Raw genomic sequence first — 26,554 nt, forward strand, 5'->3', positions numbered from 1 at the left:
CGTCGGAGAGGTGAGTCTGCTCAAAATGAGCGGGCCCAGCAACCTGCTTTTCCTTTTGTTACCCTCAAAAACAACATGCGACCCTTTTTGGGCCTTACAGGCATCTGCGGACCGCATGGACGTCTTGGGCAGCAGAGCTGCCCGAAGATCATACGAGTTAAAAATAGTGGATCAATGCTTCGACTTTCGCCCCGGAGGCCTGATCAAGGTAATTTTTGTCTCAGATTCGTATTTTATCGGAGTAACCGTGTCGACAGTCACTTTTGTCCATCATCGTGTGCGAAGCAGCAATGTTTGTGAGGCCCGCCGGTACACGGTCACACGGACGCAAGCTCAGAACCAAGCCACGCTGGTACGCACCCTGCTAGACTATTAAAGCGACACGACGGCAAGGACCATCGCCAACGCGATGACTGCGGGCGCCTTCGATGTAGGCTCTCTGTCGGCCAGGGCACGACTGTACGCAGACACCTTCGATACCGGGAATTCAGGCGCCCTGACTTCGAATGAACGAACTGGGCAAAACCAGGCAGCAGAAATACCATAAACACGATGAGTAGACATTATGAAGCAACCGGCTTTATTTCTTGATAGAGACGGCGTCATCAATATTGACACTGGATACACCCATCGACAGGATCAATTCGAATTTATCAATGGAATTTTCGAACTGGTTGCGAAGGCTACTGCCTATGGATATAAAACGTTCATTGTGACAAACCAGGCAGGGATTGGCCGAGGTTATTACACTGAGCAGGAATTCTGGATCCTGATGGACTGGGTACGCCAGCAATTTTCCGAAACTGGCGGGTTAATCGAAAAGGTCTATTTTTGCCCGCACCACCCAGAACATGGCATCGGGCAGTATCATCAAGCCTGCACTTGCCGCAAACCCGCGCCTGGAATGCTGCTAAAAGCCGGCCATGATTATAACATCGACTTCAGTAATTCGATTTTTCTGGGCGACAAGAAGACTGACATGGATGCGGGTCGCGCGGCCGGAGTAGGGACATTGCTTTACATGGGCGACGAGATGGATTTTCAACCGGCCATAGAAATAGCGTCTCCAATTGACGCTATTCCATACCTTATACGGTCAAACGGATAGGCAGGTCGCATTTTAAAACCAGCTTCGCTGCTTATCCAACGCCGGTTCACAACCTAAACCGTCTCCCCAGGCTAAATGCTCAATCGAGAATGGAAACCACCATCTTGAATCGCCCTCTTCTAACCATTGCGATCCCCACATTCAACCGCGCAGCATACCTTCAACTGTGTCTGCAGCAATTCCTGCCTGACCTTGATCTGGTTGACGGTGGCACGGTGGAAATTCTGGTCTCCGACAACTGCTCGACCGACCAAACTACGGCAACCATCGAAACCCTTCGTCAGCAAGGGTTAAATATACGATCAATAAGCAATGAAATAAATATCGGATCCGATGCCAATATTGCCCAGTGCTTCAACCAGGCCCGCGGGCGCTATGTGCAAATTATGGGTGACGACGATCTATATTTGCCAGGAAAACTGAAACATGTCATTGGCCTGCTGCGAGAAAATGACTATGGCGTTGTTTGTCTGAAATCGTACGGCTATGAGCACGACTTCACCAAGGAACGCCCAAGTGGAGTTAGTGGAAGACGCGATTTCACCGATATATCTGACTTTCTTCAGGAAGTCGGTCCGCTAATCACTTTCATATCGGCATGCATTATAAACAAGGATCTGCAACCTGAAATTGATGCACGATTATTTTGCGGCAGCAATCTGGTTCAAGTGCACCTCGTTATCCTTCCGGCATTGCGGTCTGATTTGAATTCATACATTCTCGACTACACGTTGGCATGCAAGCGCGCCAATTCTGGTGGCTACGATTTTTCTGAAATATTTGTCGAAAAATTCTTTGAAATTCTGAAATCGTATGAATCCGCCGGATTATCTCAATCGGCTATCGCTCGTTTCGGCAACAAATTACTGATCAGTTATTATCCATTCAATTTGCTAAGACAACGTCTCGCAAACGAGGGAAGTCCGCAAACCACCTTTCGGCGTTTCGAGGCACAGTTTGGCAATCGAGGAATATTCCTTTTCTTTTGCGCGCCGATTATCACCTGGCCGAAGCCGCTTGCTATCTTATGGGGATGGGGTGCCGTTCTCATAGGCAGACTTTGGAACGGCGAACTAAGGCGCGGGTGGCACTTTGCCCTGCACCGCCTGTCACGCGCAATCGGCGGACGGTAAGAGTCCGCTACTCCCAAGAAATCGGCCAGGCCTTTCGCGCGCAATCTCGATCATGTTGTGCGAAGTTAAACTAACTCCGCGCGACCGCGGTTCTGCTGATTTTCCAGATTACAGCAGGACCGCAGCCGGGATTACAAGCTCGGCGCCACAAGCCACTCCTTCGCTCTGAAGAAGCGATTTTCATCGCAAAGAGTTCTGACCGCTGACCCGATTACATTAGCGCGGATTTGAGCTTCTTCTTGATGTTATCAGGCAGCAACGAAACCAGGCGATAGGTGAGTCGCGAGCGATAAAATTTCACGACTAACCGTGACGTTATCTTCCTGCTCAGGCTCGGCGGGCCTCCCCGAACGGTGCTGACAGGGAAAAGGTCGTCAATTCGCCTGACGATTTTTTTAGACGTGAAGGCGAGGAATTCAGATTCAGATAAAATTCTCCACCGCGTCACTCCTTGAGCCCCACCCATGAAGGAACTCCAGCGGGATTCATCCGGAACAGCGTCAAGCAGCTTGTATCCGAGCATGAAATCTCCGTTATCGCTGACCGGTGAAGCAATATATCCTTTCGGGTGGAGTCGGATGTACTGATCGCCCACCTGGTCTACGATTAAAGAAGATAATTTCAGGTCAAAATTATCGACCTGATTTGCTTCATTGATAACTGAAAATTTGGCCATAAACTGCTTATCCGAGAAAGAGGCCGATTGCGTGTACAGCTCCTTGAGCAAACCGTTCACAACTGCCTTTTCGGGGCATGACCGATACAGGAAATTAATAATTTCGTCAAACTCGGACTGTTTGAATTTCTCATGGACGTTGGCCCAGCCATAGCGCAACTGAGCCAGAAGGTGCATATAAATCTCGTCAATCTGACGGCGAAGCAGCCTCCCCTCCGAACACATTGAACGGCGAACATCCGAATAGCTATATGCGCCTTGCTGTATCAGATAATCAAATTGTCGAACCAGGCCTAGACTCCATGCATAAAAACGATATGTGCCTGCGAGTTTGGAATATCGGACCCATTCGCTAGCATCTCCGGCGTGATAAGCTTTACTTTCGTTGATATATAGGAAGGTGGTATAGCACTGGACTGGTGTTTCGCCCATCGCTGCCAGCAATGTGGCGACATGGGAGAAATGAGGGCCGCAGTTTTTGATGATATGAGCCCATTTATCTCGATCAAGATAATGCCGCTCATAAACCCATGCACCCATAGCCGTGGCCATGAAGTTAATGCCAGTGTGCATAACGAACTGCTTATAAGACATGACGTGTTCGCCAGCACCGATATGGATCGACGGCTGCCCGTTTGTGAAACCACCCTGGTCATACCAGACGGTATTGAAGAAGGCTGCCGGAGCCGTGGGTTTCTTTAACCATTCGTCAAGACGAATCAAACCTTCGGGGAGGAAGATCCGGGCATCTCCGACGATCCAGATGAACTTACCTGTCGCATTGGCCGATGCAGCAAACGCAGACTCTTCGGCGGTTAATTCGAACCGATCAGCACGTACGACCTTTAGCGATTCGAATTTCGATTTAATTTTTTCGAGATATGCGTCAATCCGGTCGTAGTTAACTTCGGCGATGGGATCGGCATTGATAAAAACGACCAATTCCGCCAACGCAAGCAGGCTAGCCGGTGCATTATGCACAAGCGAATCAAGACAGCGAAATAAGTTACGTTCTTTGCCGGTGGTCGGCAACACCAGGGATAATTCGGGACAACTCATGGAATTAAATGTCATAATTTGTGAAAATTCGCTCTCGATATTTAATACCTATTGCTCCGAAGCCTCATTTTTTAGCAGGCTCGTTTCGTCGAAAGGCGAAGGGCAAGACGATGCACGACTAAATTGCGTAGTAGAGGTCCACATCACCTGACACCTCCTCTGCGTGCAGAATGTATTTGTAAGCGCTTTAGGAACTGCATGAGTATACCCTCGGCCGCCGTCTGATCAATTTTTTTGCTGACGATCCGTGCGCGAAGAGACATTGGCTCTCCCTCCGCGCGTAGTTGCGCCGGTCCGACGCATTCAGCCTAGTCTGAGCAGACGGGCCCCTGGCGGGACGAAGCCAGATTGCGTTGTACACCGACAACGTCGGAGTCATGTTTGATGGGCTCGCGTCGTTCATGGCTGCACACGAAAATCAGCCCGCGATTTCTCGACTTGCATCTCCGTTTTCAGATCGGATTCCGTCGTCCTTCAAGGAGCCGCAACGCTCGCGGGCAGACCATCTGAGCTCGTTCCAACACCTGCAACGCCTATTCTCGCGAATGACAATATCGACCGCGGTCACGAACGCCGCTACATGAATTGAGCCTTCCCGGTCAACTTGTCCGCAGAGCGTACGACCGTACTGGAAACTATGCGGTTAAGACTCGTGGTATTGCTGGAAATGTGACGACTTGGAATTCTGAATCGCTGCTTCCCGGAAACGCTGGTCTCACCGACCTCAGTGCGATTTCCGTGTGAGCCTGAGCGAGTTTTATCAGTACAACCTCCTTGGTACCAGTGGGTGCACCCTCACAGAGCCCATCTCCCGGCTACCAAGGCGTCATGTCTCATCGGCCCAGACCAATGAAGGTACGAACCGGAACGGCCTTTCCCAGGTCGGGTAATCCAACTAAATTATCCGTTATTCGCCGCGCGTTCGCGTCTTACGGGCGTATTAGCGCCAAGTTGACCTTGGTTGTCCTTTTGAGGCGTGAGGTGATGATCCGAATAATCATTCCGTGCATTCTCCTTTGCAACCGGGCGTACCGCAGCCTTTCGTTTAAATAATATTCGGCTTGGATAGTCGACGAGATACAAGGCCAAGAGAGAAACGATAAAGGCGCTGGATAAAGTAATTACTGATCTGTTCGACCCAAACTGCAGCACGGCGATGAAGCAAGCCATGTGGAAGAGGTAAAGAGGATATGACCAATCCCCAAGAAAGTTGAACGCCTTTTGCATTTTGCCCGACACGCTAAACTCCTCAGCGGCAATCAGAACAAACGCCGTAATGAAGAATGGAACGCCGGTGGAATGCCCGATGGTCAGCGCAAAGAGCGACGGTCCGATCAGCAACAAAATTCCAAGTGGTGTTCTCCGGTATCGATAGTAAACAAATCCCGTCATCCACACCCACGACAAAGCCAAGATTCCTTTGCCATGGGTAAGCTGGTCCATTCCAGCGACTCCTGGGCCGGCCGGATTGACTCTCAAGTAGAGGATGAAGGATGCCAGCATGGCCACTAGCAGCACCGAAGTCGGGATCTTTTTGAGCACCGGTGAAATCATGTAATGCCACCATTCTGCACTCAGCGACCACGTCGGCCCTATGGTCGCGATTGGTCCAGCTATCACCGTTTGCAACATCAACAACGAGGCGATAATCGCCAGACTTCCTGGGTGGGCTGACAGAGACGCATTACCCAAGGGCCAGCTAAATCCATTCGGGATGAGCATGTAGACGGCCAAGCCAAACGCAATCGCAGCAAGATATAAAGGCCAAATCCGGGCGAACCTGCGTCTCATGAAGCCGGATGTACTCCGGTCCAAACTAGCAGCGATACTGTATCCGGAAAGGATGAAGAATCCGTAAACCGCACTCAGCGGATTCAGATACCCATCCCCGACGAGATGACGTGTGTCCAGCCTGACATATAAAGAAAAATGCCCTGCCACAACCACGACGGCAAGAAAAAATCTCAGCGCGGCTAATATCGCCCAGTGGCTTTCGGTGTTTGACGTTTCTTTCTGCTTCATGTGGACGCGGATTGTTAGCGAAATATCAGGCCGAATCCTGGCCGATCTTCACGGGGCGGGCGAGTCTATCACTCTGCGTCGCCGCGGCCCTTGCGGCGTTACGTCCAAAGAGCTTTCGACTCGGATAATCAACGAGATACAGAGCGGCTACGGAAGCGGCCAACATGGCTGCCAAGGTAATCGCCGAACGGTTAGACCCCAGCCTCAAAGCAAGCACCATCGCTGGAAAATGAAAGAGGTACAGAGGAAACGACAGATCGCCCAAGAAATTGCATACCTTGATGAGCTTCGGGGATATCCTCACCTCAGCGCTCATTACGACCACGAAGATCGAGATAAACAGTGGCGCACCTGTGAAATGCCCCAACGTCAGAGCGAACACCGATGGAAAAGCCAAGATCGCGAATCCTGCTGCTGTTCCTTTGAGACGGTAGTATAAAAATCCGGTAATCCACAACCAGGACAGATTCAAAAAGGGAAGTCCATGCGATAGCACGTCAATGCCATGTCCTATGGGGGGATTTATCGTCAAAAAAGCCGTAAGAGACAGCATGACCCATATCATCAACAGCTTGTCTGAAACCTTTTTTAGCCATGGCGCAATCATGTAGTGCCACCATTCTGGACTAAGTGACCAGATCTGCCCGACGATCGGGATCGGCCCGCTGATGATCGTCTGAAGCATGAGCAGTGATGCAACGATTGATAGTCCGGAGGCCGTCGGCACGGTACCGCCGAACGGCAACGGAAAGCCGTTGGGAATCAGAAGTTCCACGCACAATCCAAATACGATGGTCGCGAGATACAGCGGCCATATCCGCAGGAATCGTCGGCGGAAAAAACCTTTGCTTTCCCGGTCCACGCTGGCGGCAATGCTGAATCCAGACAAGATAAAGAAACCGAACACCGCACTGCCGGGATTCAGGTATGCATCTCCGAAGATATGGGTCGGATCATGTCGCACGAATAGAGCGAAATGTCCAAGAGCGACAACGGCAGCGAGGAAAAATCTCAGCGCTGCCAATATGGCCCACTGGCTGCTCGTTACGGAATTTTCTGTCGACTTCATGTAGGCCCAAGGTTCACATTGACGAAACTTATCTGGCCCTATCAAGCCATGCCATGCGAAAGCGCCAAGTTTACCATGATGCAAAAATAGCTCAGCGAAGCAATCCCGTCGCGGCTGCCAACACCTCCCGCAGCGCAGGAGTGTGTTGGCGCTCCGGTAGTCGTTGATATCTGGACTACGCACCCAGCTTGGCAAACCTGCAGAGCAGGTTCTTCAGCACTCTCAAAGGAGCGGTGACACGCCAAGAGGTGCTGCGATAGACGGACTGAAGTTCAAGGCTCGCAGACTGAAGTTCAAGGCTCGCAGATTGTTCACTCGTCCATCTAGTGCCGTCACCGCTGAGCTGCGAGATTTGCTGCGAGAGACGGTGCGACAAGCGGATACTGTCTAAGACGTGATCATGAGCCGCCTCAGCCTCTTCCCGAGCCATCTTTGCTTCAAAAACAGCGGCACGCTGATACTTCTCATTCAGTAGTTTTGTTGCGACAGCAGAATCCTCAAAGCCTGCCAACACGGTTAAAACTGGATAGCGAAGCTTGTGTTCGAACAACGGAACCATTCCGGCAGCATGGACCAGCAAGCCCAGACTTCGCTTCGAAAAGTGCGTGATGTGCTCATGCATCTCGTAGAGTTCGCCGCCATGTTTTTGCTGCCACAGCAGCCCCTCGCCCAAGTTCGGCTGGGACGGGCTGGGGACATCAATAAATATGATCCCCTCCGGGTCAAGACGATCCGTTAACTTCTTCAAAACCGGGACGGGATCCGACAAATGTTCGAAAACATTTGACGTAAAAATCATTTGGTATTTTGACCTATTCGCCGATGATCCCGCATTCAAATCATCGATTTCAATTTCTGCATTAGGAAATACGCGCGCCGGAATACTTCCGTCGCCGCCGAAATCGAGGATATTCTTTATCTCTCCAAGCTCAGGATAAGCGTCAACGAGGCCAATATAATCGCGAATCCGTTCCGTATAATACGTCGACAGAGGGTTATCGAAGAGGTCGATGAAGCTCGAGTACGACGGTTCGACGCCGAGGCGAATACGGTTGTACTCTTCGCCCCGATAATTCGTGTACAGCCTGCTAGCCTCGGCATCAGTCAGACGTCGTCTGAAAAAAACGAAATCACAGCTTCGGCAGTAACGCGTTTCCGTCGTTTTCTGATCAAAGTTGCAATATTTGACGAGAAAAGGGGCAATTGTTGCCGGCCTGCCATCAGTAGGTCCGCCGCAAATAAGGCACTTGATGCGCTCCATCGCTGCTCCAGTTTGTTTCATAGGCGGCTTCTGTTAGTGTATTACCTTTCTCGCAACCTCAGAATCTGCTTCACAATCTCAAGCCTTCCATAAATATTGACGTACGCTGAACGCGTACCCGCTTCATTCGGGCGCAAACAACTTGACCTCTCTCGCCCAATGATCGGCAGCAGGCCGATTGCCGATCATGCGGCAGACACGCAGAACAACAATGCCATTGTCCGCTGCAGCGCCGTTCACCACCGAGACAAGCAACCCGTCACCGGGCCTGTCACCCTGACGTGGTAGCATTCCGTTCTTTCAGCCGGCTAACACACCGCGATTTGCAAGGAACAGCCCTTGCGATGCATCTGCGGTCCCGCCGCCGAAATTCCAGACCTCCCCAATTCGCACGTCTTGCCGGCCCTGCTTTCGAGCACGTCAAAGGCGTTCATCCAAGTCATCTGCCAATCCGTATTGCCACATGGAATCTCCCAGTCCCGGCTTGAGCCAGCTTTCCTCTGTCCGTAGCAACCTGCTAGCAGGCCTGACATCGTCGTTCGCGCTCGTCCCGGAGTGCATCGCCTTTGCACTGGTCGCGCATCTTAACCCGCTGACAGGACTGTACGGCGCGTTCTTCATCGCCACGATCACCGCACTCTTTGGTGGGCGCCCAGGCATGATTTCCGGCGCGGCCGGGTCGATGGCGGTCGTGATCGTCGCGCTCGTGGTCCAGCACGGAGCGCAATACCTGTTTGCGACGGTTGTGCTCGGCGGGATTCTAATGATGCTGTTTGGAGCGCTAAGGCTCGGCAAGCTGATCCGGATGGTGCCGCATCCCGTCATGCTCGGTTTCGTGAATGGTCTTGCCATCATCATCGCCCGCGCACAGTTCGAGCATTTCCAGCAGCCCACGCCGCACGGGAACGAATGGCTGCACGGCCAGGCGCTGGCGCTCATGTGCGGACTCGTCGCGCTGACAATGGTGATCGTGTACGTCGTTCCGCGACTGACGAAGGCGGTGCCCCCCGCACTCGTCGCGATCATCGGCGTTGGCGTTGGCAGCGCGGTGCTGCATCTGCCTACCAGAACGCTCGGCGACATGGCGCACATCGCAGGGGGACTGCCCGTCTTCAGCATTCCAATGGTGCCCTTCAATCTGGAGACACTGCAAATCGTGCTGCCCTACGCGGTACTGATGTCGCTAGTCGGCCTGCTGGAGACGCTGCTCACGTTCAACCTGACTGACGAAATTACTGGCACGCGGGGTCGGCCGAATCGCGAATGCGTGGCGTTGGGCGCGGCGAATATCGTGTCGGGCATGTTCGGTGCGATGGGCGGATGCGCAATGATCGGCCAGACGGTTATCAATCTCGGATCGGGCGGTCGCACGCGGCTTTCCGGCGTTACCAGCGGCGTGATGATCCTGCTGTTTATTCTGTTCCTGTCGCCCCTGATCGAACGCATTCCGCTTGCCGCACTGGTCGGCGTGATGTTCGTCGTCGCACAGCAGACATTCGCGTGGGGCTCGCTACGCGTCCTGCACAAGCTCCCGCGCAACGACGCGATCGTCATCGTCGCCGTCACGGTCATCACAGTCTTTACGGATCTGGCGATCGCGGTGCTGTGCGGCGTCATCATCGCGGCACTGAATTTTGCGTGGCAGCATGCGCGGGAATTTCACTGCGCAGCACGGGTCGAGCCGTCCGGCGACAAGGTTTATTTGCTGAAAGGAACGCTGTTTTTCGCCTCTGCGGCGCATTTTCAGACGCTATTCGACCCGCTGCAAGATCCCGACCGCGTAACGCTAGACTGCTCAAACCTGCATATCGCAGACCATTCGGCGATCGCCGCGCTTGAAGCAGTGCGTGAGCGTTACCGGCGAATGGGCAAGCAACTCCGATTCGCCCACCTGTCAAGCAAAAGCCAGCACATCCTGCGACGCGCCGATATTGATCTCACCGTGGCGTAAATCGTGGTGACCTTTGCGTCACCTAATGTCGCCGTCAAGCTGCGTTTGTATGCCGCCAGTGCTGGGTTCGATCATCCCGGGCAACAGAAATCCGTGCATGGGACCGGACAGAACTGCAATCGATCGGGTGCCCGGCTGAACCTTCGGTCAGGGCACAGCTCGCCGCCTTTTCAATGCCCGCAGTGGCGCGGTCACGCGCCAACTGGTCGAGGCGAGCAACTCGGAGATGTTGCCCTGTAGCTTGTCAATTCTTTCGTCGCGAACGCGGAGTTGTTCGTCCTTCTCGCGAAGCTGTTCGTCCTTGCCGTGAAGTTGTTCGCTCTTCTCGCGTAGCTGTTCATTCAACGCATGAAGCTGCTCGTCGACGGCATGCAGTCTTTCCTCCTTGCTACGCAACTCCGATTCGAGCGTACCGATGTAAGTCCGTGCTTCCGCCAATTCAATCTCCTTGAGCATTGCTGCATCGAACGCCTCTTCGTCGAACTCTTCTGCTGCTCGAATTCGTGGTGCAGGGAAGCGATAAACAAGATGCGGATAGGCTTGCTCCGCGCGCAACCCAATCGCCTGAATCATGTCTTCGACCGCTTCCAGCGCACCAAGACACGTCGGCTGAAGGGAATCATCGAATGCCAGGTAGCCGCCCGCCGGATGCATCTTGGGCCGAACCACCTCGGTCGAAAATTTCACCGCGGAGTAAATGTCGCAATCGATATGCGCAAGCGTGACCGCAGCAATCTTTTCGAGCAGCGCAGGCGCTGTGTCTTCGAACAACCCCTGCACAGGGATCAGATTCACCAACTGATTCTTCTCGGCAAATGCGCGCAATGCATCGATGGAGGTGTCGTTGAAATCACCCGCGACATGCAGATCACGCGCCACATCCGTCTCTGGCATTCCCTGAAAAGTATCCAGCGCATAGATTCTGGCTTTCATCCCGAGCCGGCGCGCAACGTTCGCCATGAAGACCGCCGAGCCGCCCTTGTAACTCCCGAATTCGACGATATCGCCCTCGACCCCCGTCAGACCGTATTTCATGATCAGGAACAGGTTCATGAGCTTGTGTTCGGCGACCACGGTCAAGCCCCTCGCCAGCTCCATGCTCTCCCGGTAGATGGGATCCTGCTCGATGGCGGAGGCGATTCCTTCGGGAGAATAAAGTCCCCACGATCGTATGTAGCCAGCCGTCACATTTCTGCCGCCGACAACGTTCTTCGACGTATTGACGTGGAGCTGTCTGAGCGCGCGCTCGAGCTCGGGTCCATAAGGGCGATTCCTGAGGAGCGAAATTTCGGCAAGATGGGAATTCACGGTCCAGGCACCTTAGATGTCAATGCATAAAGACTGCTCGCCACGCGCGAAGATACTCCAGCAGACGCAGGGCAGCCGGGTTTGGGGAATGCTTCGTGAAAAGAGACTGTGGAGCAGCCAAGAGTCTCTGGCGGCCGCCGTTGTGCCACCACCGCAAAAGCAGCATGTCGGGTGCGCAGCGTAAAAACGTTGCTTACGATCTCTGATGTGTCCGATATAAGAATGATTGACCGTCGGCACGGCCGGTTGTCAGTGTGCCAAGCCCACGACTGCTCCGCAAGTGATCGGCAGCAGCTATCTTGAGAGATTTATCGCCTCCGGCCCCGCAAGGATATGGCGGTCGACGTGAGCCTCGATAGCGCGGTCGAGTTCGGTTTAGACTGCGCTGATGACGCGTGCGCACATTGGGCGAAACCGAAGACCACGCCGCCCCCGAACTAGGCGGAAAGCCGAGTAAGTCATACAATCGATACACCATCGGCGGAAAGCGGCCCTGAATACCTACCCCGCATACAAATCCGAACGGCCTTGCCGCAAGGCGATGCGCCGCGCGAGGGGCGGCTTTTCATGCCGGCAAAGCGGGACCAATTTGCTCCCTGCCGCAGCGCGTTAAACAGCGCCGAAACGTGTCAAAAAATCGCGATTTCCAGTACGCGATGTTTCGCCGTTTCGCGTTTCACACGAACTGTTACATCGATTACGTTTTTGAATCAAAGCTGCACCAACTCCCGATGACTACCCCCATGACAAGTACCAGCCACCTCGTCGATATTCTCCAAACAAACGTCGCCCAATCCATCCAGGCAAAGGAAGCGCTACTCAAAGATGCCCGTTTGCTTGAAACCTTTTCGAAGGCAACGGCACACGTGATCGAGTGCTACAAGGCGGGAGGGCGGCTTTACATTGCTGGCAACGGCGGCTCCGCAGCCGACTCGCAGCACCTGGCCGCGGAATTCGTCAGCAAGCTCGCGCGGGACAGAAACCCGCTCCCCGCCGAGTCCCTGACGACTGATACGTCCATTCTCACCGCGATAGGCAACGATTACGGCTACGAACACGTATTTTCCAGACAATTGATTGCAAAACTGAAGCCCAACGATGTTTTTCTGGGCATCACGACGTCCGGACAATCGAAGAACATCCTGTCAGCCTTGCAGGTGTGCAAGGAAGTTGGAGTGAAGTCGATTGTCTTCACCGGCTTTGGCGGGGGCGCAGCCGCAACGCTGGCGGACTATCCGTTGATCGCCCCCGGCGACCGGACCAGCACCATCCAGGAGTTGCACATTTTGCTGGCGCACAGCGTGTGCGAAGCGGTCGAACTGGCGCTCTTCCCTGTCGAGACGGTCTGATCCAAGGCGTGACGCGCTCGCCAAGTCCTGCCGTCACGCTCAAAAGACCTGGAGCGGCTGCAAAATCCACCCTCAATCGCCGGCCAGCATGGGCGGCGCCGCTGCTGATGAGAAACGCTTCACTGGCACGCGCCCCTGCTGTACCATTACGCAGCATCACATTTCGCCAGCTTACGTTTAGTTTAATTCGCTTACAAGACCTACGATATTTCGGATGCTGCCGGCTTTGGCGCTTCAGCCATCTTCAGCAAAACAGCCATCCGCCCGGATGCCCGACTCAAGTCGGATGTCGACATCGCGCCGCACCTTGGGCGAGACGACGCGGGCTGAGGCACCCGATATCAACAGCAGGGAACGGCTCAAACAGCCTTCTGACGAGCCGCATTACCGCACTCGGCAATCTCCCCGCTTATGTGAGAACGGCGCCTGAATTGTGCTGTGTGGCCCGTGACTCTGATCATACAATCCCGGGATTCGATACCACTACGCGCCGGACTTCCTGAAACGGGAAGTTAGCCATAGCGGCGCGAATTTTTACTTCCGGCGATCGTTAGTAGACAATATGGGATTGCCCGATCAATATTTCCGAAGGAGCTATGCTTAGATGAAAGTTGTATTGCTTGCAGGGGGTCTAGGTACCCGAATTTCGGAAGAGACGTCTGTCCGTCCAAAGCCGATGGTCGAGGTCGGCGGCAAGCCCATTCTCTGGCATATCATGAAGATTTATGCCGCGCACGGATTGACTGATTTTATTGTTTGTTGCGGCTACAAAGGATATCTGATCAAGGAATACTTCGCCAACTATTTCTTGCACATGTCCGACGTCACGATCGATCTCGGCAAAAACTCCCTGGAAGTGCATCAGAAAAAGGCTGAGCCCTGGCGCGTGACGTTGGTCGACACCGGCGAAACCACGCAGACAGGCGGCCGTCTGCGTCGTGTGCGGGACTATATCGACGGCGATTTTTGCATGACGTATGGCGACGGTGTGGGCTCCGTCAACATCACTGATTTGCTGTCCTTCCATCGCACGCATGGCAAGCAGGCAACGATGACTGCCGTTCAGCCTCCAGGCCGGTTTGGCGCGCTGGAGATGAATGGCACGCAAGTCCGTTCCTTCATGGAAAAACCGACCGGCGACGGCGGCTGGATCAATGGTGGTTTCTTCGTTCTGAATCCGTCTGTGATCGACCTGATCGAAGGCGACGAAACCCTCTGGGAACGTCAACCGCTTGAAGCGCTCGCAAAGAACGATCAGTTGCAAGCTTACTTCCACCACGGCTTCTGGCAGCCAATGGACACGCTGCGTGACAAGACCCACCTCGAAGAGTTGTGGACGTCGGGCAATGCGCCGTGGAAAAAGTGGGAGTGACGATGGTAGTTGATCCTGCGTTCTGGCGTGGCAAGCGAGTTTTCCTGACCGGCCATACCGGCTTCAAAGGCGGCTGGATGTCGCTGTGGCTGGCATCCATGGGTGCAAAGCTGGCGGGTTACTCGCTGCAGCCGAGCACGCAACCGAATCTCTTTGAAGCAGCCAACATTGCGCCGCTTCTGGAAGAGAACCACATCGGCGACATTTGCGATCGCGAGAAGCTAACGGCCGCCATGGTTGGCTTCCGTCCCGACGTTGTGATTCACATGGCGGCGCAGGCTCTGGTCCGTCCGTCGTATACGGCACCCGCCGAAACGTACGCGACCAATGTGATGGGCACCGTCCACGTGCTGGATGCCATCCGGCAGTGCAATACGGTCCGCGCCGCAGTCATGGTTACGTCCGACAAGTGTTATCAGAACAATGAATGGCCCTGGGGCTATCGTGAAAACGAACCCATGGGCGGCTACGACCCGTACAGCAATAGCAAGGGCTGCGCGGAACTGGTGACGTCGGCCTATCGGCAATCGTTCTTCCCGGCGGAGCGTTACGCGGATCACGGCGTAGCCATTGCGTCCGGACGAGCGGGCAATGTGATCGGTGGAGGCGACTGGTCTGCGGATCGGCTGGTCCCCGACGCCGTTGCAGCGTTCCAGAAGGGCACGCCGCTGATGATTCGCAGCCCCGGTGCGATCCGCCCCTGGCAACACGCGCTGGAACCCATCTCGGGGTATCTGGTATTGGCGCAAGCCTTGGCGGATCAAGGCCCCGCATTCTGCGGCGGCTGGAACTTCGGCCCCAATGACACGGATGCACGGAGCGTGCGAGAAGTCGTCGAGCTCGTCATCGACAAATGGGGTGGCCCCGCGAGCTGGCAACAGGACGGCGCTGAACAACCCCACGAAGCCAATTTCCTGAAACTGGATTGCTCGAAAGCTAAACAGCACCTGGGCTGGACGCCGAGCTGGGATTTGTCGAAGGCAATTGAGGCAACGGTTGCATGGCATCGCGCCAGGATGAGCGGCGAAGACATGCAACAAGTTTGTCTTGCCCAGATTCAAAGCTATTCAGACGCCGCGCAAAAGCGTGCGGCGAAAAAGTAAATCAAAAGATTCCCAAGAGGTCTCCACTATGGTTATCGACATCATCGATTCTGGCAAACAGGCGCAAGCCGAACTACGTAACAAGATCGCAGCGCTCGTTGACGAGTATGCCGCGCTCGCCTATGCGGACAAGCCCTTCGTTCCCGGACAAACAACGATTCCTCCGTCGGGCAAAGTCATCGGTGCGCCAGAACTCAAGAACATGGTCGAAGCGTCGCTCGACGGCTGGCTGACAACAGGCCGCTTCAACGACGAGTTTGAAAAGCGCCTCGCCCAGTATCTGGGTGTTAATCACCTGATCACCGTCAACTCGGGCTCCTCGGCCAACCTGGTGGCGTTCAGCACGCTCACGTCGCCGAAGCTCGGCGAGCGCGCGATTCTGCCGGGCGACGAAGTGATTGGCGTGGCAGCGGGATTCCCGACAACGGTCAATCCGATTCTCCAGTTCGGCGCCGTGCCTGTCTTCGTCGACGTCGAACTCGGCACCTACAATATCGACGCATCGAAGATCGAGGCCGCGCTCTCCAGCAAAACCAAGGCCATCATGCTGGCCCACACGCTGGGCAATCCGTACAACCTGGGTGTCATCAAGGATATCTGCGAGCGCCACAACCTGTGGTTGATCGAAGACTGCTGCGATGCACTGGGCGCGACCTACAACGGGCAGAAGGTCGGCACGTTCGGCGACATCGGCACGCTGAGCTTCTATCCGGCTCACCACATCACCATGGGTGAAGGCGGCGCGGTTTTCACCAACAATCTCGAACTCAAGATGATCGCGGAGTCGTTCCGCGATTGGGGACGCGACTGCTATTGCGCTCCGGGCAAGGACAACACGTGTAACAAGCGTTTCTGCTGGAAGCTCGGCAACCTGCCCGAAGGATACGACCACAAATATACGTATTCGCATCTCGGCTACAACCTGAAGATCACCGACATGCAGGCAGCTTGCGCCTTGTCGCAGCTTGATCGTATCGACGACTTCATCGCGAAGCGCCGCGCCAACTTCGACTTCCTGAAGGGGCGTCTCGCGTCCTGCGAGGAGTTCCTGTTGCTGCCGCATGCCACGGAAAACTCCGACCCTTCCTGGTTCGGCTTCCCGATCACGCTGAAAGACAACGCGCCCGTCAGCCGTCTCGAACTGTTGACCTATCTCGACCAGAACAAGATCGGCACCCGTCTGCTGTTCGCCGGCAACCTCACGCGCCAGCCGTACATGCTGGGCCGGAACTACCGCGTGGTGGGCGAGCTGACCAACAGCGATATCGTCATGAACCAGACGTTCTGGCTTGGCATCTATCCGGGGCTGACGTCCGAACACCTCGAATACGTGGCGACCAAGATCGAAAACTACCTTGGCGTAGGGTTCTGAGCATGACGTCGCGCGATGACATGCACGCTTCGCAAAAGCCGTTTCTGGAGATAGCCAGCGCCGACTTTGCAAGGTTGGCGCAGCACATCGACAGCCAGGATTTCGCCGGCAAAACCATCCTGGTCTCCGGCGCGACCGGTTTTTTCGGCATGTGGATACTTGCGCTGTTCGCATGGATGCAAAAGACGCGTGACGTTCAGTTCCGCGTGCTTGCCATTTCGCGCAACCCGCGGAATTTTCAGGCGAGGCATCCCTGGATCGAAGGCGCCGAGTGGTTGCAGTGGATCACCGGCGACATCCAGGATTTCACCTTTCCCGAGGCAACCGTCGATTGCGTCATTCATGCGGCAACCGATACATCCGCAGCCGCCGGGAGATCGCCGGGCCTGCTGCTGAACTCTATCGTGCGCGGCACTGAACGCATTCTTGCTTGCGCCAAGGCCTGCCACGCAAAGCGCATCCTGCTGGTGAGTTCCGGCGGCGCCTATGGCGGACAAGCAGTCGAGACACCTCGTCTGCTCGAATCTTTGAGAACCGCGCCCTCGACGATGGACCTGGGGAGCGCCTACGGCGAAGGCAAGCGCGTCATGGAGCTCCTCGGGGCGATCCATGCACATGAGAACGAGTGCGACGTGGTCATCGCCCGATGCTTCGCATTCGTTGGCGCGGGCCTGCCGCTGGACGGCCACTTTGCGATCGGCAACTTCATCCGCGACGCGCTCACGCAGGAGCGGATCGTCATTCGCGGCGATGGCAAGGGCGTTCGCTCCTATCTTTACGCGGCCGATCTTGCTGTCTGGCTGATGCGCCTGCTGTCAAACGGACAGAACCGGGAAATTTACAACGTCGGTTCTGATCAGGAAGTCACGATCGCGGAACTGGCGCGCCAGGTCATTGCGTCGCTGGCACCGGAGAAGACTGTCGTTGTCGAAGGTGCCAGCAATAGCCCCGGCGCCGGCAATCGCTACGTCCCGTCAATCGACCAGGCCCGCGAACGGCTCGGCCTGGACGTTTGGACTCCGTTGCCGCTGGCGATTCACAACACTGCCCTTTGGTCTTCGAAGAACTCATGAAAGCATTGATACTGTGTGGAGGATTGGGTAGCCGCCTGCGTAGTGTGATCGGAGCATCGCAAAAGGCAGTGGTCGATATCGACGGGCGCCCCTTCCTTTATTACGTCATCGAACAGCTTGCGAAAGCCGGCATTCGTGACCTCGTTTTTTGTACTCACTTCCAGTCTGAGCAGGTGGAAAGCGTCGTGGCGGATCTACCCGCCGACCCCGCACGGAACGTAGCAATCGTGCGCGAGCCTTCTGCGATGGGAACGGGTGGCGCCGTGCTGTACGCGCTGTCCCAGCTTCAGTATGAAGGTCCGTTTATCGCCCTTAATGCGGACACCTATCTTGATGCCAGCGCCTATCAAAGCGCGGCGGAGGCTGCGCCGCCCGTGATCGTCGTCACGCCGATTGACGATTGCGAGCGGTACGGCGCGGTGCAAATGGATGAGAATCGCCGGGTTCAAGCCGTGACCGAAAAAGGCAAGATCGGCCCGGGTCTGATCAGCGCCGGCGTTTACGGTCTGCATACTCGCCATCTCACCACCTTCCCTGTCGAGACGTTATCGATGGAACAGGACATCATTCCAGCGCTGATCTCGCAGCAGCTTCTGACGGCGCAGGTGTATGAGGGTCCTTTCCTGGATATCGGCACGCCTGACAGCCTGAAATTCATTCGCGAACAAGGTGTGCAGAAACTGTAATGAAAGATCATTTCACAAATCTTGTCGTAAACCACAATCAACCCGTCGTGGATGCGATTGCAGCCATCGAGCGCGGCCCGACCCAGATCGCACTGGTGGTCGACGCAGATGAGGTATTGGTAGGCGTACTCACCAATGGTGACCTGCGGCGCTTCCTGGTGAACGGCGGCCAAACGTCGACCCCGGTTCGCGAATGCATGAATCGCAAATTCCATGCGCTGCCTCACGGGACTTCGCGCGAAGAACTATTGAAGCTATTCGATCTGGGCTATAACGCGGTTCCTCTGCTCGATCCGCATGGCAAGCTCGTCGAATTCGCTACTCCGGATTTTTTCCCGCCAGCGAAGGAAGTGGCGGTGCTGTCGCGCGCAAGGGCGCCAGTGCGTATCAGCTTCTCCGGCGGCGGGACCGACCTCACCTATTACTTCATGAAGAACGGCGGTGTCGTTCTGAATGCATCGATCGCACTGTACGCGCACGCCACGCTGATTCCGTCCGCAGGACCGGAAATCAATATCATCTCGCATGATATCGATCGCCACGAGCACTATCCGACGCTGCGCAGTCTGCTGGACAGCCTGGATAAGGGGCTTCTGTCCTCCGTGGTGTCGGTGATCCGCCCGGACTTCGGCTTCGATCTGTTTGTGCATTCCGACTTCCCGGTAGGCTCCGGCCTCGGCGGCTCGTCCGCCGTGGCAACAAGCGTCGTAGCCGCGTTTAACGAACTGCGGCTGGATAAATGGAGCACCTATGAAATCGCCGAACTCGCGTTCCAGGCCGAGCGGCTCTGCTTCGCGATTTCCGGTGGCTGGCAGGATCAATATGCCTCGGCGTTCGGCGGCTTCAACCTGATCGAATTCGACGGCAAGCGCAACATGGTTCATTCGCTGCGCCTCGAGTCCGCGATCGGCCACGAGCTGGAAGAATGCCTGATACTGTGCAATACCGGCATTGAGCACAACTCCGGCAAGATCCACGAGCAGCAGCGTGAAGACTTCAACAAGGTCGACCGCAACCAGCAGTTGCTCGATATGGTGGACCTTTGCCGGCGCATGCACAAACACCTGATTCGCGGCGACCTCAATGATTTCGGCACCAGCCTGCATGAGGCGTGGACAATCAAACATGGCCTGTCGAGCGCAATTAGCGGTAACGCCCTGGACGCGATCTACCAGGCGGCACTGGATGCCGGCGCGCTGGGCGGCAAGTTGCTGGGCGCGGGCGGCGGTGGCTTCTTCCTGTTCTATGTACAACCGCGCCACCGCGCTTCGGTGTCGGCCAAGCTCAAATCACTGGGCTGCACATTGAGCACCGTCCGTTTCGAACAAGAAGGCGTAACTTCGTGGAGAACCAAAGTAGCATGAACGAATCGACATTCAAGATTGGCGATTTTACTGTCGGGGGCCCACGCACGTTCGTGATCTCTGAAATCGGCAACAATCACAACGGCAGCCTGGCACTGGCGAAAGAACTGGTGGATGCGTCGATCGACGCCGGTGCGGATTGCGTCAAGTTTCAGATCAGAAACCGCGCTGCGCTCTATCGAACGGCTCCAGGGGCCGAGGGCTCCGAGGATCTGGGTGTCGAGTACATTCAGGACCTGCTGAACAAGGTCGAGCTGACGAACGACGAGCACCGGGAACTGCGCGAATATTGCGCGCAGAAGAACATCACCTATATGTGCACGCCGTGGGACGAACCCAGCGTCGACGTGCTGGCAGGATTCGACGTGCCGGCACTCAAGCTCGCATCGGCCGACCTGACGAACCCCTATCTGATCCGCAAAGCGGCCAGCCTGGGCAAGCCGCTGATCCTCTCCACCGGCATGTCGCTCGAGCCCGAAATCGAGGCCGCGGCGAAACTGGTCAAGAGTCTGGGCGTGCCGTTTGCGATGCTTCATTGCAATAGCACCTATCCCGCTCCGGAAGCCGACATTCATCTCGGCTACATCAAGCGCCTGCAGGAAATTCACAGCGTAATTGGCTATTCCGGTCACGAACGCGGCACGGCGGTGACCATTGCCGCCGTGGCCCTGGGCGCAAAGGTGGTCGAACGGCACATCACGCTCGACCGCAACATGGAAGGTCCCGATCACGCTGCGAGTCTCGAACCGGCCGAATTCAAGGCGCTGGTCGACGGCATTCGCCAGGTCGATCAGGCACTGCCCTGGACAGGTCCTGGCCGGCAAGCCAGCCAGGGTGAGCTACTCAATCGCGAAAACCTGAGCAAGAGCGTCATCGCCGCGCGCGCCATCAAGCAGGGCGAAACCTTCACCGAGGAAAGCCTGCGTGTCGCAAGTCCCGGTCAAGGTCTGGCACCGTACCGCCTGCCCGATCTGCTCGGTAAGGTCGCGCATCGTGATATCCGTATCGGCGACTTCCTGTATGAAGGCGACCTGACCGGCCAGAAAACGGTGAAGCGCTCATACCAGTTCCCGGGATATTGGGGGGTGCCGGTTCGCTATCACGATTTCGAGCAATACGTCGCCATGATCGATCCGGACCTCTATGAGTTCCATCTGTCATATCGTGACCTGTCGCTGAAGCCGGCTAATTATCTTAAGCAGGTTGACTGCAAGCGTCTGGTCGTTCACGCGCCCGAACTGTTCGAGAACAGCGAGTTGCTCGATCTGACCTCGGATGATCTGGCCTACCGTCAACGCTCCATCGACAACCTCAAGCGGGTGGTCGAGGCGACCGAGGAGATGCGCAGCTTCTTCCCCGCAGCGGATTCGGCATTGATCGTGGCGAACGTCGGCGGCTTTTCGATGGATGCGCCCTTCCCGCTTGCGCATCGCGCCGAGCTGTATAACCGCTTCGCCGAATCGTGCGCGAAGATCGACTTCGGCTCCACCGAACTGACGCCGCAGAACATGGCGCCGTTCCCTTGGCATTTCGGCGGGCAGCGTCACCAGAACATCTTCATGATGCCGGACGAGCTGGCTGAGAAAGCGAAGGAACTCAAGCTGCGCTATTGCACCGACCTGTCGCATCTGCAAATGACCTGCAGTCATTTCGGACTCGACTTCCAGGATGCATTGGCGAAGCTGTTGCCGCACAGCGCGCACCTGCACGTGGCCGATGCGCTTGGCGTCAACGGCGAAGGCGTTGTGATCGGCACTGGCGACGTCAACTGGCCTGAAACCTGGAAGAAGGTCTCGGCATACCCGTCCGTCAGCTTCATCCCCGAAGTGTGGCAAGGCCACAAAGACCACGGCGCCGGCTTTTGGCACGCGCTGGACTTCCTCACCAAGCTCAACTAGAACGCCACAATGAACGTCGCTGAATTTATTCTTTCGAACATCCAGAAACTGGGCACGGATACCGCATTTTGCTTGACCGGCGGCATGGCGATGCACATCAATCGCGCGGCGGACGAGTCCGCCCTGCGGATGATCTACTGCAATCATGAGCAGGCAGTCGCCGCCGCTGCGGACGGCTACGCAAAAGCGAAAGACTACGTCGTCCCGGGTCTCGCGATCGTCACATCGGGTCCTGGCGTGACGAACACCATCACGTCGGTGGCTTCCGCCTACTACGACTCGGTGCCGATGTTCGTGCTCGCCGGGCAGGTCAAGCGGGCTGACATCAACGCGCATGGCGTCCGCAGCCGCGGGGCGCAAGAAACGCCGCATCTGGAATTGATGCAGCAGGTCACGAAATGCGCGTTCCGTTACCAGCCGTCAGAGGTCGACGACGCAACGCTGGCGGCGAATCTGGCTCAAGCCGTCACGGGCCGTAAGGGCCCGGTGTTCATCGACATCCCGCTTGACGTGCAAGCCGAGGTTGTCCCCGACGCCGAAGCCCGTCTCGAGAAAATCGCTGCATTGATCGCCGCAGCCGTGCACAAGGATCACGAGATTCCCGAGGCCGCAGTCTCGGCGATCATCGAGGGTCTGCAAACCGCGCGCAAGCCGGTGCTGGTAGTGGGCAATGCGTTGCGTATCGCCGGCATTTCCCGCGCGTCGATCAAGGAGCTGGTCGAGAAGATTGGCGTCCCCACGCTGTTCACCTGGGCCAGCTTCGATCTGTTGGCACACGATCACCCGTTGAACTTCGGTTGCGCCGGCGGCTTGGCCCCGACGCATTCGAACCAGATCATGCAGTCGGCCGACTATGTCGTCTTCCTCGGCACGCGCCTCGATCTGTTGACCACGGCATTCAATCCGGCCAACTACGGCAAAAATGCACGCCGGATTGTCGTGGAGCTGGACGAGAAAGAAATTGCCAAGAATGCAGGCCTGCCGAACACCACGTTCTTCAACGACAATGTCGCCGGCGTTGTAGATGCTCTGCTGGTGCGTGCTCCTGCAATCGATACGAAAGACTGGCTGGCGCATTGCAAAACCTTGCTCGCCAAGGATCGTGAAGACGAGCAAGCCGCTTTCGGCACGCCCCGACTGACCACCTACCAGATCTCGAATGTCCTCTCGGCTTCCCGCGTAGGAAAGTACGTGGTGCCGACCGCGTCCGGATACGCAATTGAAGGCATTGCGCGCTTCTTTAAGCCGACGGAAGGCGCCAGCTTCGCCTGGGCAGGCCACGTGCTCGGTTCCATGGGTCTGGGCTTGCCGACCGCCGTGGGCGCCGTTGCGGCGCTGAAACAGCCCGTGGTGTGCCTGGAAGGTGACGGTGGACTGCTGCTGAACGTTCAGGAACTGTTCACGTTGGCTGCGAATCCGGATCTGCCGTTGACGATCATCGTGCTGAACAACCGCGGTTATCAATCGATCATCAAGTCGCAGGCGCGTGCGTTCGGCAAGGAGTTCGGCGCCTCGGCAACGTCCGGTTTGTATGAACTCCAGTTCGAACTGCTGGCCAAGCTGGCTGGCCTGCCTTACGAGAAGTGCGACACCCTGGCACAACTCGAAGCGAGCCTGAACAGCGGCGCACCGCGGCGTTTGATTGACGTATCCGTCGAGGAAGACGGCTATCGCGGCCCGTCCGTGACCACGAAGTTCGACGAGAACGGCAAGCCTTACTCGACGGACATCGCGGACGTCACCTGGGCGCGATAAGCGGATGTTCCGTGTCCCCACCGGGCAGCCTCTCGCTCTGGTGGGGACAGTTTCAGACAGTGAATAGCGTGCCGATCTGGCCGGCATGCCTAGGGAACGGCAGAGCCGCATCCCTTTGCTCACCGGCTGACCAGCGCCAGCTCAGTTGCCGCCTAGACCTCGACGGGCGACAACGAAGACATGTGCCGCATCACGTAGCGCTGCACGTCGTTGCATAGCTCCGTTCTGTCGCTCGACAGAAACAGCAGAGGAGCACGTTGAACCGTTGTGTCCAGCAACGAGAGGTCGACGCCATGAAGCACTGCCATGTATTGGCCATCCGCTTCGTGGATGTCATAGCCCCACAGTTCCCCTTCGCCACCAATGACAAGCGCCTTGTGATACGAGTTGCGCGCCTTTGCCGTGGGCTGCAGCACGACCTTTCCCTCATTCACGATACTCAGGCTGGACGTATCAATTCCGATATGCTCGGCAATACGACGCGCATGCCCAACCGGATCGGCAACGAGATCTTCGTAAGAAAGCTTGTATGGAGAGATATTGTGTTCACTGAAGAAGCTCAGGAAAAACTTTTCTACGCCCAGGAGAAAATTGACCTTCTCAATAAGCGTCGCTCTCGATATATAGCGGAATTTCTCGTCCTGAGGCGAACCTGAGAAATTGTGCCAGACGCCTGTGTCGATCGATATCTGATAGGAAATCGCCTGGGCAAGGACATCTTCTCGCCAGATGTAAACATGGCGCCAATCTTTGACGTCGGAGAAAAATTCCGGCTCCTGCACGAAGCGCTCCGACTCAATCTCGATCCCATATACGCCGTTCTCGGAACGATGCCTGGAGACAAGAAATTCGTCATAGGAAGAAAAAACGTCGGAGAATGCGAGCGAAAATGTCCTGACCACATCCGGGACAAAAGACTCACCAGGAAATCCAAGCTTGCGAGTGCTAGCCAGAAGTTCCGTTAGAAGTGTAGATCCCGAACGGGGAACCATGAAGATGCAATACTTCAGCGCAGCTTCCTGATTGTTCTTTAAGAAAGTCTCGACCAGTTCTTTTGGCGTTCGTTGATATTGCGATTTTATATACTCAATAGACAGCGTCCACTCCTTCTCCAATATTTCAACCCGATCTGCAACGCTGACTTGCGGAGCGTGAAGGTCAATTGGGTGAAAGGCCGTTTCCGAGTGAAGCTGGACTATCCGACTCTCATCCAAACCAGAAGCACGGTCGTCACATCGGAGTGTCAGCTGGCCTGTTGCATCATCGCATTGCGCGACACCGTACTGGAGAAACGCGCGGCATGGAACCGTCTGCCCGGCCTTTTCAGCGTTTATCGCGAAGTCGACAAACCCCGGCGACGTGAAGCGCAAAAATACAGAATATTGAGGATTCGCTTCAGTATTTGATATACGGTCGTCCCAAAGGCGTTTGCCATTTGCACAAACCGAGACGGTATATTCGCCCTCAAAAACAACAGGAACAAAAGATACCGCTATGAAATAGGTACCCGGAGACGCGATATGGACCCGGGCAGCCATTGTCTCGAAGGAATGGGAAACAAGGACGACCCGGTTAGGCGGAACGGGAACGTGCTCATAGACAGTGGTCCCAGATCCCAGATTGGCAGCCGCGAAACCCGTTCCTTCGTTTGGACGGCCGGCCAGCGTCCACGCATACCAGCGTTTGATCCCTTGTTCCGTGAAGGTATATTTTCGGAGCGGCGCAAAAAAATAATCCCCGACCTTCTCTCCATACTGAGTTAGAAGCGTTTCTGACGAACTCGGGAGCAGGTTTGCGTTGTGCATTTCCAGTTTACCTCGAAGCAAATTTCTAATTTTTCAAAATCTCTTGGCCAATAGACGGCGGCCTCGGCGGGATGCGAGTGAACTGCATCGGGCGACGTGTGCGAACGCAATGGGTTTTGGAGTCGGCCATCCCTTTGCCCGCCGGTTACGCACGAGTTCCGTGCGTCGGAGCAACGAACGTGTGCCAATAGGAGAAGTTTGCTCAAAGTGCCGGAGGTCGGCAACCCGAATTAATTTTCCGTTACAACTGCAGATAATAAATAATCTGCGGGAATTTTATGCAAGCGCGTTGCTGGCCATAAAGTGGGATCGTTGCACCGCAGGTGGTCAAAATCCAAACAACGGATCAGCTATTCCGTGGAAAGTTGCCGGAATAGCCCCAATCTCACGCAAGGAAAGGCCGTATAGCCGGCAATCGCTCGTCGTCCACCAGACATCGAGTTGCGGCTATACGAGCGCAAGCGGGCGGGAACAGCTCGTGCGTCAGGAAGTGGAAACGATCCTACCGTGTTCCATCGTGATACGGCGATTCGCAAGCCGCTCTGCCAGACCGTGATCATGCGTTGCAATCACGAGGATGCCGGCATCGCTCACGAACTGTTCGAGACGTTGCTCGGCTTTGTGCTTGAAGTGTTCGTCGCCGACACTCATCCATTCGTCCATCAGCAAAACTTCGGGCTTGATAATAGTCGAAATCGAAAAGGCGAGACGCAGTGTCATACCCGATGAATAGGTACGCACGGGCACGTTCAGGAAATCGCCAAGCTCACTGAATTCAGCGATCTCATCCGACAATGCCGCGATCTGCTTGGCCTTGAGGCCAAGAAACAGTCCGCGCAGATACATGTTCTCGTAGCCGGTGGATTCCAGATCCATACCGAGCATAGAGTCCAGCAAGCTGGTGACACGGCCCTTTACCTGAACGGTGCCTTCCTCGGGGTGGTACACGCCGGCAAGCACTCGCAGCAAGGTCGTTTTGCCCGCCCCGTTACCGCCAAGCAGCGCGACCCGATCACCCTCGGCGATCTCCAGATTAATCTCGTGCAGCGCCTCAACAACAGTGTGCCCTGACTTGCCAACAAATTGGCCGCCGGTCGCGGCTGCCATCACTGCACGCTTGAACGACCGCTGCTTCGCGTCGTAAATGGGAAAGCGTACGCTCACGTTCTCAAGAGAGATATGCATTCGAA

At 55.8% G+C, this 26,554-nt stretch carries 19 protein-coding genes; 12 read left to right on the top strand and 7 right to left on the bottom strand.

Annotated elements, in window-relative coordinates; genetic code table 11:
* Positions 1 to 565 precede the first annotated feature (565 nt).
* Together GH665_RS16835 and GH665_RS16840 are read left to right on the top strand one after the other, a co-directional pair.
* On the top strand, positions 566 to 1,108 hold the full coding sequence (locus GH665_RS16835; protein WP_153136824.1) for a D-glycero-alpha-D-manno-heptose-1,7-bisphosphate 7-phosphatase: 543 nt from the start codon (positions 566 to 568) through the stop codon (positions 1,106 to 1,108).
* A gap of 89 nt (positions 1,109 to 1,197) precedes the next feature.
* Positions 1,198 to 2,241: a glycosyltransferase family 2 protein gene (locus GH665_RS16840; RefSeq protein ID WP_153136826.1), complete on the top strand. Its 1,044-nt coding sequence runs from the start codon at positions 1,198 to 1,200 to the stop codon at positions 2,239 to 2,241.
* A gap of 211 nt (positions 2,242 to 2,452) precedes the next feature.
* On the opposite strand, the gene GH665_RS16845 is transcribed toward GH665_RS16840, so the two are convergent.
* From GH665_RS16845 to GH665_RS16860, 4 genes are all read right to left on the bottom strand, one after another.
* The gene (locus GH665_RS16845; protein ID WP_153136828.1) at positions 2,453 to 3,976 is read right to left on the bottom strand and encodes a hypothetical protein; all 1,524 of its coding nucleotides are present in this window, start codon (positions 3,974 to 3,976) and stop codon (positions 2,453 to 2,455) included.
* A gap of 900 nt (positions 3,977 to 4,876) precedes the next feature.
* Positions 4,877 to 5,998, bottom strand: a complete 1,122-nt coding sequence (locus tag GH665_RS16850; RefSeq protein WP_153136830.1) for an acyltransferase family protein — start codon at positions 5,996 to 5,998, stop codon at positions 4,877 to 4,879.
* Between the two features lie 25 nt (positions 5,999 to 6,023).
* On the bottom strand, positions 6,024 to 7,067 hold the full coding sequence (locus tag GH665_RS16855; RefSeq protein ID WP_153136832.1) for an acyltransferase family protein: 1,044 nt from the start codon (positions 7,065 to 7,067) through the stop codon (positions 6,024 to 6,026).
* Between the two features lie 175 nt (positions 7,068 to 7,242).
* Positions 7,243 to 8,349: a methyltransferase domain-containing protein gene (locus GH665_RS16860; RefSeq protein WP_153136834.1), complete on the bottom strand. Its 1,107-nt coding sequence runs from the start codon at positions 8,347 to 8,349 to the stop codon at positions 7,243 to 7,245.
* 442 nt (positions 8,350 to 8,791) lie between these two features.
* Here GH665_RS16860 and GH665_RS16865 point away from each other — a divergent pair, with 442 nt between their 5' ends.
* The gene (locus tag GH665_RS16865; protein ID WP_153136836.1) at positions 8,792 to 10,279 is read left to right on the top strand and encodes a SulP family inorganic anion transporter; all 1,488 of its coding nucleotides are present in this window, start codon (positions 8,792 to 8,794) and stop codon (positions 10,277 to 10,279) included.
* 147 nt (positions 10,280 to 10,426) lie between these two features.
* On the opposite strand, the gene GH665_RS16870 is transcribed toward GH665_RS16865, so the two are convergent.
* Positions 10,427 to 11,587, bottom strand: coding sequence for a TylF/MycF/NovP-related O-methyltransferase (locus GH665_RS16870; protein ID WP_153136838.1), 1,161 nt, complete (start codon positions 11,585 to 11,587; stop codon positions 10,427 to 10,429).
* Positions 11,588 to 12,330: 743 nt separating this feature from the next.
* Between GH665_RS16870 and GH665_RS16875 the strand changes: the two genes are divergently transcribed.
* The 9 genes from GH665_RS16875 to GH665_RS16915 all read left to right on the top strand — a co-directional run bounded on the left by GH665_RS16875 (position 12,331) and on the right by GH665_RS16915 (position 23,559).
* A complete protein-coding gene (locus GH665_RS16875) occupies positions 12,331 to 12,936 on the top strand; it encodes a D-sedoheptulose-7-phosphate isomerase (protein ID WP_153136840.1) in 606 nt (201 codons plus the stop codon).
* A gap of 604 nt (positions 12,937 to 13,540) precedes the next feature.
* Positions 13,541 to 14,308: a glucose-1-phosphate cytidylyltransferase gene (rfbF, locus tag GH665_RS16880; RefSeq protein ID WP_153136857.1), complete on the top strand. Its 768-nt coding sequence runs from the start codon at positions 13,541 to 13,543 to the stop codon at positions 14,306 to 14,308.
* Positions 14,309 to 14,310: 2 nt separating this feature from the next.
* Entirely contained in the window at positions 14,311 to 15,411 is a 1,101-nt protein-coding gene (rfbG, locus tag GH665_RS16885) for a CDP-glucose 4,6-dehydratase (RefSeq protein ID WP_167530954.1), read from the top strand.
* Between the two features lie 28 nt (positions 15,412 to 15,439).
* Positions 15,440 to 16,783 carry a lipopolysaccharide biosynthesis protein RfbH gene (rfbH, locus tag GH665_RS16890; RefSeq protein WP_153136861.1) on the top strand — a complete coding sequence of 448 codons (1,344 nt, stop codon included), beginning with the start codon at positions 15,440 to 15,442 and terminating at the stop codon, positions 16,781 to 16,783.
* A gap of 2 nt (positions 16,784 to 16,785) precedes the next feature.
* Positions 16,786 to 17,856, top strand: coding sequence for an NAD-dependent epimerase/dehydratase family protein (locus GH665_RS16895; RefSeq protein ID WP_153136863.1), 1,071 nt, complete (start codon positions 16,786 to 16,788; stop codon positions 17,854 to 17,856).
* Positions 17,853 to 18,542, top strand: a complete 690-nt coding sequence (locus GH665_RS16900) for a sugar phosphate nucleotidyltransferase (protein ID WP_153136864.1) — start codon at positions 17,853 to 17,855, stop codon at positions 18,540 to 18,542. The genes GH665_RS16895 and GH665_RS16900 overlap by 4 nt, the downstream gene beginning before the upstream one ends.
* On the top strand, positions 18,542 to 19,906 hold the full coding sequence (locus GH665_RS16905; RefSeq protein WP_153136867.1) for a GHMP family kinase ATP-binding protein: 1,365 nt from the start codon (positions 18,542 to 18,544) through the stop codon (positions 19,904 to 19,906). Before GH665_RS16900 ends, GH665_RS16905 begins: the two co-directional genes overlap by 1 nt.
* Positions 19,903 to 21,804 carry an N-acetylneuraminate synthase family protein gene (locus GH665_RS16910; protein ID WP_153136869.1) on the top strand — a complete coding sequence of 634 codons (1,902 nt, stop codon included), beginning with the start codon at positions 19,903 to 19,905 and terminating at the stop codon, positions 21,802 to 21,804. Before GH665_RS16905 ends, GH665_RS16910 begins: the two co-directional genes overlap by 4 nt.
* A 9-nt stretch (positions 21,805 to 21,813) precedes the next feature.
* Positions 21,814 to 23,559 carry a thiamine pyrophosphate-binding protein gene (locus GH665_RS16915; protein ID WP_153136870.1) on the top strand — a complete coding sequence of 582 codons (1,746 nt, stop codon included), beginning with the start codon at positions 21,814 to 21,816 and terminating at the stop codon, positions 23,557 to 23,559.
* Positions 23,560 to 23,711: 152 nt separating this feature from the next.
* On the opposite strand, the gene GH665_RS16920 is transcribed toward GH665_RS16915, so the two are convergent.
* Together GH665_RS16920 and GH665_RS16925 are read right to left on the bottom strand one after the other, a co-directional pair.
* The gene (locus GH665_RS16920) at positions 23,712 to 25,364 is read right to left on the bottom strand and encodes a Stf0 family sulfotransferase (RefSeq protein WP_153136873.1); all 1,653 of its coding nucleotides are present in this window, start codon (positions 25,362 to 25,364) and stop codon (positions 23,712 to 23,714) included.
* Positions 25,365 to 25,847: 483 nt separating this feature from the next.
* A complete protein-coding gene (locus tag GH665_RS16925; protein ID WP_153136875.1) occupies positions 25,848 to 26,549 on the bottom strand; it encodes an ABC transporter ATP-binding protein in 702 nt (233 codons plus the stop codon).
* Positions 26,550 to 26,554: the final 5 nt, after the last annotated feature.

This window comes from Paraburkholderia agricolaris (assembly GCF_009455635.1).
Lineage (GTDB): Bacteria > Pseudomonadota > Gammaproteobacteria > Burkholderiales > Burkholderiaceae > Paraburkholderia > Paraburkholderia agricolaris.